The following is an 11782-nucleotide window of genomic DNA, read 5'->3' on the forward strand; positions in this document are numbered from 1 at the left end:
GCGGGCCACCTTCCCCTCCCAGGGGAAGGCTTGGGATTTCCGCTTTCAGGGTATACGTTCAACTCTTGATTCGCATTAACAGTTGACAATTAAGGAATTCCCTTCGGAATTAAAGATTTTTTCAAATTGTCCCGTAAGGGACACAATAATTGTCAATTGTTCATTGTCAATTGTCAATTCATTTTCCCCGCAAACCTATTCTAATGATTATGCTTTCATCTAAGGAGAGAAAAAAATGAAAAAAGTGATTTCCATCTTCCTTGTACTTGCCACCCTGGTCTGCCTGTGCGCGGGCTGCGGGAAGAGCAGCGAAAAGACCACCATTTACGTCTACAACTGGGGCCAGTATATCTCCGAGGGAGATGAGGGCTCCATCGATGTGATCGCCGAGTTCGAGAAGAAGTACCCCAACATCAAGGTCCAGTATTCCACCTTCGATTCCAACGAGACCATGTATGCCAAGCTGAAAAACGGCGGCATCACCGTGGACGTAGTCATCCCCTCCGACTATATGATCGGCCGGATGCGTCAGGAGGGTATGCTTCAGGAGCTGAACTACGACAACATCCCCAACGCCCAGTATATCGACGCCAGCTACCGGGGCATGGCCTTTGACCCTGAGGACAAGTATTCCGTGCCCTATACCTGGGGCACCACCGGCATCATCTACAACAGCAAGTATGTGGACGAGGCCGACGTCACCGGCTGGGAACTGCTGTGGAACGAGAAGTACGCCGGAAAGATTCTGATGTTCGACAACTCCCGGGACGCCTTCGGCATTGCCGAGTATCTGCTGGGCTACAGCGTCAACACCACCGATTCCGCCGAGCTCCAGGCCTGCGCCGACAAGCTGGCCGAGCAGAAGCCCGTTGTCCAGCAGTACGTCATGGACCAGATTTTCGACGCCATGGAGAATGAGGAGGCCTGGATCGCCCCCTACTACGCCGGCGACTACCTGACCATGGTGGAGGAGAACCCAGACCTCCGGTTCTTCCGCCCCGAGGACCAGGGCTACAACATCTTTGTAGACGGCATCTGCATCCCCACCTGCGCCAAGGAGAAGGAAGCTGCCGAGACCTTCATCAACTTCCTGATTGACCCGGAGATCTGCGCCCAGAACCTGGACTTCCTGGGTTACTCCGTGCCCGAAACCGAAGCCAAGCAGTACCTGGACGCGGAACTGGTGGCCAACGAGGTTGCCTACCCCACCCAGGAACAGCTGCGCAACGCCACCACCTTCGACTTCCTGCCCGAGGAAATCTCCCGGGAAATGGAAAGCCTGTTCATGACCGTGCGCAACGGTTGATCTGCGCGCTAAAAAGGACCGCCCGAGGGCGGTCCTTTTTGATAAACTGGGGGTTGCAGAACAAAGGCTTCCCCTGGGGGAAGCTGGCAGGGCAAAGCCCTGACTGATGAGGGGCGGCATGCAAAACCGATACGGAATCAGCTTAAGCAGGTATGTTTCTATTGGCTGGACCAAGATTGCAGATGTTTCTCCGCACCGGTTCTGCGTATCGCCCGAATTATGGTGCGATTGCCACCGGCAATCGATTATTTCTGATTCGCTGCGCGGAGCACCACCCTCATCCGACCCGCCTACAGCGGGCCACCTTCCCCCAGGGGAAGGCTTTTGTTCTGCAAACGCCAATTCGCCGCGGGGATCGCTCCCCGCGGCGTTTTCTCAGTTCAGGTTCAGCTTTCTGGTGGTCAGAAAGTACATGATAAAGTATCCGCCGACAATGGTCACGGCGGACAGGATATCCATGGTCCCCATGACGCTGAGGGTTCTGTTCAGCGCGCCGTTGCCGACCAGAACTGTTACCTCGATGATCGTCCACACAAGGCTGATGCCGTAATAGACCAGAATTGCCATGAGAATGGGGTGCTTCTTCGCGGCCATGCCGCCGATGGTCACGGCCAGCATCAGCATGATCAGCCGGCTCAGGGATGTCAGGAACGCCGCCAGCGCCGCCTCTGCCACCGCGCCGCCGTAGGGCACAAATTCCTGCCACAGCTCCCCCAGCTGCTCCCAGAGCCGGGGCCAGAAGTCCGCCGGGGCCTCGTTCCAGGGAATGCCCAGAGCGCTGATTCCCAGTCCCAGCACACAGGCAACAGCCGTTGCCAGAAGCACCGCCAGGATTTCCAGAATGCTGGCCAGAATGGAGGACAGCATCAGCTGGTGGCCGTTTACCGGCAGGGTGAAGGTCAGGTAGCCCTCCTCAGTAAAACGGCTTCTGTAAAACCGCCAAAGGGCGTAGAAAATGCTGGCCGCCCATGCCACGGCGATAACCATAATGGCCGCCACACACAGAAGCGCCACAATCATCTCCACAGTTCCATGTACGTTCCAGCTGCGGGTCTCCGCCATAAACAGGCCGCAGCCAACAAGCCCCAGCACCAGAGCGGCAATCAGCACCGCCAGGCACAGGATTCCAACGACCCGGCGGCTGGCCCGCCACTCCGCTTTCATCAGTTTTCCAAACATCTGAATACCTCCCGGAACAGTTCATCCAAAGATTTGCCCGTCTCCTCCCGGGTCTCGTCCGTACTGCCCTGACGGACGATCCGGCCATGAGACAGGAACACAAATTCATCCAGCACCCGCTCCACATCCGCGATCAGGTGGGTGGAGATCAGCACCGTGGCGCTGGGGTCGTAGTTGGTGATAATGGTGTTCAGGATGTAGTCCCGGGCTGCCGGGTCCACGCCGCCGATGGGCTCATCCAGCAGATACAGCTTTGCCCGCCGGGACATGACCAACACCAGCTGCACCTTCTCCTGATTGCCCTTGGAAAGGGTCTTCAGTCTCGCGGATGTATCGATACGGAGGGCAGACAGCATGTTTTCCGCCCGCTCCCTGTCGAAATCCCTGTAAAAGTCCTGGAAAAACTCCAGAATCTCCGTGATCCTCTGCTGTCTGTTTAGGTAGGTCTTATCCGGCAGATAGGATACCACAGCTTTCGTCTCCGGCCCGATTTCCCGACCGCAGATGGTCAGCTCTCCGGCGCTGGGCGTCAGCAGGCCCGCGGCGATCTTCAGGAACGTCGTCTTGCCGCTGCCGTTGGGGCCAAGAAGGCCCACGATTTTTCCCTGGGGCAGCTCCAGCTCCAGACCGTCCAGGGCCCGTGTGCCGCCATAGCTTTTTGTAAGGCCCGTGGCCTTTAATACCGCGTTTTCCATGTTACGTCTCCTCTTCCTTCATTTGAAGTATGATCTCCGCCGCCTGGGCGGGGGAAATGCCGAATACCCTGAATTTTTCCACACACTCCCGTGCCAAAGCCTCCAGGACCTGCCGCCGCATTTCTTCCAACACCGTTTCCTCCTTCGTCACCGTCCTGCCGCTGGTGCCGCCGCCTACGAGCAGGCCCTCCCGCTCCAGCTCCGTCAGCGCCCGCTGCATGGTATTGGGATTTACCTGGGCCTGCATGGCCAGCTCCCGCACCGACGGCACCCGTCCGCCCGGGGGCAGCTCCCCCCGCAGGACCGCGCCCCGGATGTTTTCCATGATCTGCTGATACACAGGCCGGTCGCCCGCAAATTTCCAGTTCACCTGATACGCGCCTCCTTGTACTGCTGTATTAGTGCATTAGTACAATAGCACAGCCATAGAGGTTTGTCAAGAGGGAATTCAAAAATTGGAAGCAAGTAAAAGCCTTCCCCTCCGGAGAAGGTGGCACGGCCAAAGGCCGTGACGAAAGAGGGACAGTACACGGCTGAATACGGTACAGTCTCCGGCGAATTCGTATAACCTCGATTTGGGAGTTCCAATCGAAGCGTATACGAATTCGCCGAAGCCTCACAAATGGAGTCAGCCTCTACCGTCCCTCTTCAGTCTCGGCTTTGCCGAGCCAGCATCACTTTTTATGGTATAGCTGCCACCGGCAGCTATATAGAATTAGATCCGCTGCGCGACGCACCGCCCGGAGGGGAAGCCTTTTTCGCAAATTCTAATTTATACAGCATCCCTCATCTGCCAGAAAAATCCGGGAATGGCTGTTTTTTTGACGGGCAAACTGAAAGAGCAGCAAAAAAGGGAGAAAAACGTAAATTTTTATTAATACTTCAGGAAACCACTTTGCAAACCCCGCTGAATATGCTATAATACCGTGAGATTATTATATCCTTACGAAGAAGAAGAGGCGAAATCATGCAATTATCTGACGTTTCTGTAGTCCTGCCCTCTCTGGACCCAGACGAAAAGCTGGACGCTGTGATCGATGGGCTTCTGGAATACGGTTTTACCGACATTATTCTGGTCAACGACGGCTCCAAGCCGGAGAATCTGCCCCGGTTTCAGCACGCGGCGGACGCCCACCCGGAGGTCCATCTGCTGCACCATGAGGTCAACCGGGGCAAAGGTGCCGCTCTGAAAACGGCTTTTGCTTATTTCCTGGAGGCCCGGCCCAACGGCAAGGGCGTCATCACCGTGGACGGCGACAATCAGCACCACCCGGAGGACACTCTGGCCTGCGCCCGGCAGATGCTGGAAACCGGCAAAGTGATTCTGGGCTGCCGGGATTTCAACCAGCCGGACGTGCCGCCGCGCAGCCGCTTCGGCAACCACACCACCTCGGCGGTCATGAAGATCTTCTGCGGCATGACCATTTCCGACACCCAGACCGGCCTGCGGGCCATCCCCCGCTCCGCTGTAGAGCGGTTCCTGACCGTCGCCGGCGACCGGTTTGAATACGAGACCAACATGCTGCTGGCCATGAAGACCATGGGCATTCCCTTTGAGGAGGTCAAGATTCGCACGGTCTATATTGAGGAGAACAAAAGCTCCCACTTCCACGTCATCAAAGACTCCTGGCGGATTTACAAGCTGATTCTGGCCCACTTTTTCCGCTATACCGTCTCCTCTCTGGTCAGTGCCTGCGTGGATTCGGGTTTGTTTTATGTGCTGGACAAGGTTCTGGTTTCCGCCGGCGCCATTGTCCACCGTGTGGTACCCACAGTAGGGGCCAGAGTGGTGTCCTCCCTGCTGAACTTCTTTCTGAACAAGAAAGTTGTGTTTCAGTCCGAGGAAAACACCGGCAAGGCCATGCTGAAATACTATCTGCTGGCCCTGCCCCAGATGGCCGCTCAGCTGCTGCTGACCGATGGCGTATGCCAGCTTCTGGGTGTTCCGGAAACCGCCAGCGGCCTTCGTACATTGTGGTACGTCATCGTTATGGTGTGCCTGTATTTCATCAGCTATACGATCCAGCAGCGCTGGGTCTTTGTAAAGCAATCTCCCCAAGACAAACAGTGAGGTAACGATTATGCAAGACAATACGCCGCGCCGCCCGGCTAACCGGCAAAACGGTTATCCGGCCCAGGCCAATGTATCCGTGCAGCCGCCGAAAAAGAAGAAAAAAGGCGGCGTCTTCGGAAGAATCGTCCGCCGGTTCTTCCTGCTGCTGTTCACCCTCGTGATTCTGCTGGTAGTCGCCCTGTCTCTGGCCGCCTATACCGTCTTCAACGGCCCCTCCGCCGAAGCAAAGAAGGTGCTGACCATGACCCTGCTGGAGCCCAGCGCCACCAAGTGGATTCCGGGTGTGTTCATGGACCAGAGCGAGGTGGACGCCATCCAGAACGCCGGTAAGGACCAGCTCATGGACGAATCCACGGACCTGAGCCAGATCGTCATCAACCGGGGCGACTCCATTTCCAGCGAGAACAGCCACGAATGGGACAACTACCCCGATGGCATCCGCATCGACGAGTACAAGGGCAACACCTTTACCGCCCACATCATGGTCATCAAGGACCCCTCCCGGGTGTCTCTGGGCGCCTCCTACAACTACAACGGCTCCAATGCCTCCGGCTTCTCCACCTCCAATCCCGGCATCCGTGTGAACCAGGTTATGGACAGCTATCCGGAGATCACCGCTGTTGTCAATGCCGGCGCTTTCAACGACGACGGTACCGCCAATGCCACCGTCGGCTCCGTCCCTGCGGGTCTGACCATCTGCGGCGGCAAGATCGTCTCTGACCAGTATGGAAACCTGGTCCCCGAAAAGGGCTTCGCGGGCTTCAACACCAGCGACGTTCTGGTGGTCGCCCAGTCCATGACCGCCAGCCAGGCCACAGAGCAGAACATCCGGGACGGCTGCGAATTCGGCCCCGTGCTGATTATCAACGGCGAGGTGAACCAGGGCGTCTACTCCGGCAACTCCGGCTACAACCCCCGTACCGCCATCGGCCAGCGGGCCGACGGCGCGGTGATTTTCGTCTGCGCGGACGGCCGTCAGGCAGGCTCCATGGGCGCGACCTATAAGGACATCATCGACATCATGCAGGAATACGGCGCCGTCAACGCCTGCAACATGGACGGCGGCTCTTCCACCATCATGTACTACCGGGACACCACCGGCACCGTCAACCGGATCAACAGCTATTCTGTGCTGCAGAAAGAGCCCAGAAGAATGCCGGACTTCTGGATGGTCAAGTAAGGAGGGGCGAAGATGTATCAGGGAAAATTTGAGGCAAAGAATCGTCCCGCCGCCCAGCCCGGCTATGTGCCCGAGCCCGAGGTCCGGCAGGCTTACAAGCCCCACCAGAGCGCGGCAAACGCCGCCCGGCAGCAGATTCCCCAGGCCCGGCCCCAGCAGCCGAAACCTCAGGGCGCGCAGGCAAGGCCCCAGGGGGGCCAGCAGTCCCGGCCTCAGGCCCGGCCCGTGCCCGCTCCCGTGCCCCAGAAAAAGGGGCCCCATCTGGACTCTGTTATTTTCTACACGCTGTATTTCCTGCTGATCGCCTTCTTCTGCGTAGGCTGCGTGTTCGGCGTGAACTGGCTCAACAACTGGCTGGTGGATTATGAAGCCGCCCAGCCCACCGCCAAGAGTGAAGAGGTCTTCAACCGTCTCTTCGCCAATCCCGACTGGGCCAGCCTGTATGAGCAGGCCGGCTGTCAGGACAGCGCCTACGAGGGCAAGGACGCCTTTGCCGCCTACATGGCCCAGAAGGTGAACGGCCAGCAGCTGACCTATGTGGAGACCTCCGCCGGTCTGTCTCAGGGAAAGAAGTATTATGTAAAGCTGGGCGACGAGCGCATCGGCGCCTTCTACCTGACAAACCACGCCGCCAGGAAGACCGACATCCCCGACTGGGAGCTGGGCAAGGTGGAACTGATCTTCGACCGGGCCGACGGCTACCTGATTCAGAAGGTGGACGGCCACAGGGCTTATGTCAACGGCGTGGAGCTGGATGACAGCTTCACCATTCAGACCACCTCTACCTCCGCCGAGGACTTCCTGCCCGTGGGCACCGTAGGCGCAAAGATCGACATTCAGAGCATTACCGGCCTGATGATGCGGCCCAACGTAACCGTTCTGGACCAGTCCGGCAACAATATGGAAGTCGTCTATGACGAGGAGAAGGGCATGTTCATCGAGCAGACCGAGGCGACCGCCATTTCCGAGGATGAAAAGGCCGCGGTTCTGGGTGCTCTGGAAGCCTACTCCGGCTTTATGATCAACGCCAGCGGCGCGCGACAGGGTGTAGCCAAGTACTATGACTCCAATTCCGATGCCTACAAGGACATCATCAGCATTGGAAGCGAGTTGTGGATGAACACGGACCGGGGCCACAAGTTCATGAATGAGTCCGTTACCGACTACGTTCAGTACACGGACGAGCTGTTCTCCGCCAAGGGCAGTCTGACCATGCAGGTCACGCTGAAGGACGGCAGTCTCTCTGAGTATAATGTTGAGGAATCCATGTTCTTCCGGAAGAAGAACGGAAACTGGGTCTGCTACGGTATGACCAACAAGGACGTGACCAAGCCCGTGGGCAAGGTACGCATCACCTTCGTCAGCGATCTGAACGACGGCATCACCCTTTCCAGCCAGTTCTATCAGACCGATGCCGCCAGCCTGATGGCCCCCGTGGTCACAGCCCCTGAGGGCAAGACCTTCTCCGGCTGGGTCCGGGTGGACACCGTCAACAACCAGAAGCAGCTGACCGTGGTCTTCACCCCGGACGAAACCGGTCTGGTCCAGATTCCCGCCGGCACCACTCTGGAGCCTATGACCCTGTACGCTCTGTACGAGGACGCGCAGTAAGGCAATATGAGTCAAGTTCGCTGAGCACCAAAGGCGTGCATCCCCAAGCCTTCCCCTGGAAGGGGAAGGTGGCCCGCAGGCCGGATGAGGTTGAAGCTGGAGGAATAAAACGGAGGCGGTATATAACTCAAAGTCTCGACCTCATCCGCCTCGCTTTGCTCGGCACCTTCCCCTCCCAGGGGAAGGCTTAGCTCCCACCCGCCCGCAGCAGCGAGCATATTTCAACCGCTTAACAAGGAATAAAAAGGAGAATGCCCATGTTCACAGCACTGCAAGCGCTTCTCAATTCCCTGGCAGTGTCCTTTGACCTGCCCATCCTGGACTCGATTCAGGCACATTTGCAATGTACATTTCTGGACAAGGCCATGCCCATTGTCACGCTGTTCGGAGACGGCGGCGTGTTCTGGATTCTGGTGGCCGTTTCCCTGCTGTTCTTCGCGAAATACCGAAAAACCGGCTTTTCCATGGGCATGGCCCTGATTCTGGGCCTTCTGGTATGCAACATCATCCTGAAGCCTCAGGTAGCCCGCATCCGGCCCTACAATTTCCAATTGCAGGAATACGGAAGAGAGATAACCCTTCTGGTCAAGGGTCTGAACGATTACTCCTTCCCCTCCGGCCACACTATCGCTTCCTTTGAGGCCTGCACGGTGCTGATGCTCCACGACAAGCGTCTGGGCATCCCGGCCACGATTTTGGCAATCCTGATTGCCTTCTCCCGGCTGTACCTGTACGTCCACTACCCGACCGACGTTCTGGTTTCTCTGGTTCTCGGCATCCTCTTCGGCATTCTGGGCAACCTGATCGTAAACGCCATCTATAAGAAGTTCGTGTACAAGGGAAAGTACATCGAAGAGTAACCGGCCAGACGGGCCGAATCCCCCGAACCTTCCGCACCGCCCGGTATTCGGCAACTCAACCGCATAAACACAGAGACTCGCAGTCCAATGTCACTAAGTTAGCACCAAGCGAAAAAGTTAAAATAGGAACGAGAACAGCACACAGCGCTACGGAACAGCGATTGTGTGCTGTTTTCTTGAAAAAAGGCATGACAAGAAAGCGGATCGAAAAATCCGCTAAAAAAAGCTATTCAAAAAGAATAAATTATGCTACTCTATAAGTGAAGCTGGCGGGAGGATTCCGTATTATCTTACGAGAACACTTTCGGCTTGGTCGAATAGGCGAAATGTATCTCATAAGTAAGGCTTCGACATTGGGTGGACAGACTTTACCAAGAAAGAATTGCAGGCAAATATGAGTGGCAACGGAGAAATTGACCTTGTAGGCGTATTTCTTCTTTTTCTGTTGGATGACTACGGATTGGGTAATCAGTTGGCAGAAGTTGAACATAGTAAGCTTTGCAAATATTTCCTGATGAACGAAGTCCACCTTTTTTGAGTGCAAATGCAGTAGTCCGAGGGTGTATTTCAGATCACGGAAAGAGGTTTCAATTCCCCAGCGCATGGCATAAAGCTGTTTGAGTTCAGAAACAGGGAAAGATTGCTGCTCCAGGTTCGTGATAATCGTTTCGAATGAATCATCCGATATTTTGAAGCGGACAATTCTAAAGTTAAGTTCGTAAAACTGGACAGGATCAGACCTATCGCAGTCTTTGGGAAGAAAGTCAAAACGATTCTGCCTGGGAATATATTTGCAACAATTATCGATTTGCAGCAACTTTTTAACATCATTTGTTATTCGATTTGTAATTTTGAGATGAATTGGCACATCAAATTCGTCAGAATCAGGGAGTTCCAGGCCAGCACCAATCCCAGTTTTACCATCCTTGATACGGAAGAGGAATGCCCAGTTTTTCTGCTGAATATGAGCAAGATTATTATAGGATTCGTAATTTCTATCAGCAAGTACCAGAGCTTTCGGGATATCGGAGCGATCCACCATCGTCGTCAATGCACCGCATTCATCCGTATTTCTGAGTTTTTGAAGAATGGCATCCAGATATAGATATTGAAGTAAATCATACGTTGCATTGATATGAAGTAAGTTATAGGACTTTTTTTCATCTTTACGGGAAACAAAGGACTCCGGATCGTCCGGGTTTGCAGCGATTTCCAATTCTGAACCATCGACAGCAAGCAGCCGATACCCCTTATAAAGATTTTCGCTACAAACACTGTGCGTAAAATGCTCAAACAGTTTTTCAAAAGCATCCGGAACAATTTTTGCGCGTTGCTGAATAAAGGCTGAGGAAGATGGTATAGATTTATCTAATCCAAAAAAATCCAGCAGGTCGTTGGTTAATGTTCCTCCCCGAAATGAGAGAACCGCAGCTATGGTTTTGTCGAAAGGAATTTTTCGGTTTCTGGTATAGTCTGTTTCAGGATGCCTTGAATAATCCCGCTTATAATCGGTAAGAAATTGAATGGAATTCAGTAAAGATTGCTTGATGTATTCGGCGGTCATAGGTAATCCTCCTTGTAGTTTTTGCGTCGAGAGACACTTCTAACTACAAGGGCCATTTTGCTAAGCGCACTTAGCAAAATGGCCGCACGAAATTGCATATTTGTCAAGTGTTTTTTGAAAAAAGCACGAAAAAACACCCCGCTACAGCTCAATTTTGAGTGTAGCGGGGCATTTTGGCTTAACTTAGTGACATTGGACTCGCAGTCGTTCCGGATTTCAAAATATCCGGCCTCCGCGAGTCTCTTGTTTGTATGGCCTTTGCGGGATCACTGCTCCCGGATCATGTTCCCAGAGAATATGCAAACTGAGAAACACGATCTGATTACGGTTGAGCCAGACACTGTCATTAGGCCATATTCAACATATGCCCCTAAAATGTTATCACATAGGGAGATTTGGTGCAAGTATGTGGATACCGTTTTCCTTGGAAGCTGGAGCAGATGCGGATGCGCCTCAAGAAGGGGTCAGACCGGAAAGAAACCGGAATGGTATTCACCAAAGATAACCGGGAATGGCTCCATCCTGACAGCATTCCCAGATGGCTGAATAACTTCAGCCGGGACAATGGCCTGCCCCATATCCACCCCCATGCATTCCGGCACACAGCAGCCTCGACCATGATTGCCAACGGCGTTGATCTGGTGACAACAGCTGCGGATGTCCGGGCTGGAGTGTTTGCGGGGAGAAAATAAGCATATGCTTCCTGCAAAAAGGAATTGACTTTGCATATAATATGTACTATGATAGTTGTGCAAGGAGGCGAATGCTATGGATACCAATATGACATTTCGGATGGATTCGGAGGTCAAAGCACAAATGGGGGCGATTTGCAGTCAGCTTGGAATGACGACCTCTACGGCATTCAATATTTTCGCAAATGCGTTTGTAAGAGCAAAGGGCATGCCCTTTGCCGTTACCATTCAGGAGGAGCCAGCAATTTCCCGGGAGAAAATGCTTGCGGATGCGGATCAGCTGCTCGCGGAATTTGCGCCGGACTATAAGAGGATGGCGGAATGATTTGGATTACAGCTGATGACGTGATTCAAATTCACAGCCGGGTCATTCAGCGCAGCGGCGGCATGGATGGCCGATTTCTCTTTTCTCTCAAAAAGTTCGGATTTTCCCACCCCATGATTTTGAGCTATCCCCAAACTATCCCCAAAGTGAATTTGAGGTCGAGGCAAAATAGTCATAAAAGTTAGAAAAATCCCGAATTTCTGTAAGAAATCCGGGATAATTTTGGTTGCGGAGGCAGGACTCGATGGCTGACTTTGCGGAGCAAAGTCATATGGTTGCAACCAGTTTTTGAACTG

The 11782-nt window shown here is 54.2% G+C and carries 13 protein-coding genes; 8 read left to right on the top strand and 5 right to left on the bottom strand.

Going from position 1 to position 11782, the window contains the following annotated elements:
- Window positions 1-235: 235 nt before the first annotated feature.
- A complete protein-coding gene (locus KQI10_RS01310; RefSeq protein ID WP_253285053.1) occupies window positions 236-1306 on the top strand; it encodes a PotD/PotF family extracellular solute-binding protein in 1071 nt (356 codons plus the stop codon).
- A gap of 375 nt (window positions 1307-1681) precedes the next feature.
- Here KQI10_RS01310 and KQI10_RS01315 read toward each other — a convergent pair whose 3' ends face one another.
- The 3 genes from KQI10_RS01315 to KQI10_RS01325 are packed head-to-tail and all read right to left on the bottom strand — an operon-like array spanning window position 1682 to window position 3550.
- Complete coding sequence (locus tag KQI10_RS01315; RefSeq protein ID WP_216565600.1) at window positions 1682-2485, bottom strand: hypothetical protein; 804 nt, start codon at window positions 2483-2485, stop codon at window positions 1682-1684.
- Entirely contained in the window at window positions 2470-3180 is a 711-nt protein-coding gene (locus KQI10_RS01320) for an ABC transporter ATP-binding protein (RefSeq protein ID WP_216565601.1), read from the bottom strand. The genes KQI10_RS01315 and KQI10_RS01320 overlap by 16 nt, the downstream gene beginning before the upstream one ends.
- A 1-nt stretch (window position 3181) precedes the next feature.
- Complete coding sequence (locus KQI10_RS01325) at window positions 3182-3550, bottom strand: GntR family transcriptional regulator (RefSeq protein ID WP_216565602.1); 369 nt, start codon at window positions 3548-3550, stop codon at window positions 3182-3184.
- Between the two features lie 252 nt (window positions 3551-3802).
- Here KQI10_RS01325 and KQI10_RS01330 point away from each other — a divergent pair, with 252 nt between their 5' ends.
- The 5 genes from KQI10_RS01330 to KQI10_RS01350 all read left to right on the top strand — a co-directional run bounded on the left by KQI10_RS01330 (window position 3803) and on the right by KQI10_RS01350 (window position 8905).
- Complete coding sequence (locus tag KQI10_RS01330) at window positions 3803-4102, top strand: hypothetical protein (RefSeq protein ID WP_216565603.1); 300 nt, start codon at window positions 3803-3805, stop codon at window positions 4100-4102.
- A 45-nt stretch (window positions 4103-4147) separates the two neighbouring features.
- Window positions 4148-5251: a bifunctional glycosyltransferase family 2/GtrA family protein gene (locus tag KQI10_RS01335; protein ID WP_216565604.1), complete on the top strand. Its 1104-nt coding sequence runs from the start codon at window positions 4148-4150 to the stop codon at window positions 5249-5251.
- Window positions 5252-5261: 10 nt separating this feature from the next.
- A complete protein-coding gene (locus KQI10_RS01340; protein ID WP_216565605.1) occupies window positions 5262-6434 on the top strand; it encodes a phosphodiester glycosidase family protein in 1173 nt (390 codons plus the stop codon).
- A gap of 12 nt (window positions 6435-6446) precedes the next feature.
- Window positions 6447-8045 (top strand): hypothetical protein, encoded by a 1599-nt coding sequence (locus KQI10_RS01345; protein ID WP_216565606.1) that lies wholly within the window; start codon window positions 6447-6449, stop codon window positions 8043-8045.
- A gap of 257 nt (window positions 8046-8302) precedes the next feature.
- Window positions 8303-8905, top strand: coding sequence for a phosphatase PAP2 family protein (locus KQI10_RS01350; RefSeq protein WP_216565607.1), 603 nt, complete (start codon window positions 8303-8305; stop codon window positions 8903-8905).
- A gap of 244 nt (window positions 8906-9149) precedes the next feature.
- Here KQI10_RS01350 and KQI10_RS01355 read toward each other — a convergent pair whose 3' ends face one another.
- The gene (locus tag KQI10_RS01355) at window positions 9150-10469 is read right to left on the bottom strand and encodes an IS4 family transposase (RefSeq protein ID WP_216565608.1); all 1320 of its coding nucleotides are present in this window, start codon (window positions 10467-10469) and stop codon (window positions 9150-9152) included.
- 446 nt (window positions 10470-10915) lie between these two features.
- Between KQI10_RS01355 and KQI10_RS01360 the strand changes: the two genes are divergently transcribed.
- Together KQI10_RS01360 and KQI10_RS01365 are read left to right on the top strand one after the other, a co-directional pair.
- Window positions 10916-11161: a tyrosine-type recombinase/integrase gene (locus KQI10_RS01360; protein ID WP_216565609.1), complete on the top strand. Its 246-nt coding sequence runs from the start codon at window positions 10916-10918 to the stop codon at window positions 11159-11161.
- Between the two features lie 76 nt (window positions 11162-11237).
- Window positions 11238-11486 carry a type II toxin-antitoxin system RelB/DinJ family antitoxin gene (locus KQI10_RS01365; RefSeq protein ID WP_216565610.1) on the top strand — a complete coding sequence of 83 codons (249 nt, stop codon included), beginning with the start codon at window positions 11238-11240 and terminating at the stop codon, window positions 11484-11486.
- On the opposite strand, the gene KQI10_RS01370 is transcribed toward KQI10_RS01365, so the two are convergent.
- Window positions 11465-11782 (bottom strand): hypothetical protein (locus tag KQI10_RS01370; RefSeq protein ID WP_216565611.1); only part of this gene is annotated, 318 nt, incomplete at its 5' end. The genes KQI10_RS01365 and KQI10_RS01370 overlap by 22 nt on opposite strands.

Origin of the sequence: Pseudoflavonifractor sp. MSJ-30 (assembly GCF_018918045.1) — a bacterium.
In the GTDB taxonomy this organism is placed as follows: domain Bacteria; phylum Bacillota; class Clostridia; order Oscillospirales; family Oscillospiraceae; genus Faecousia.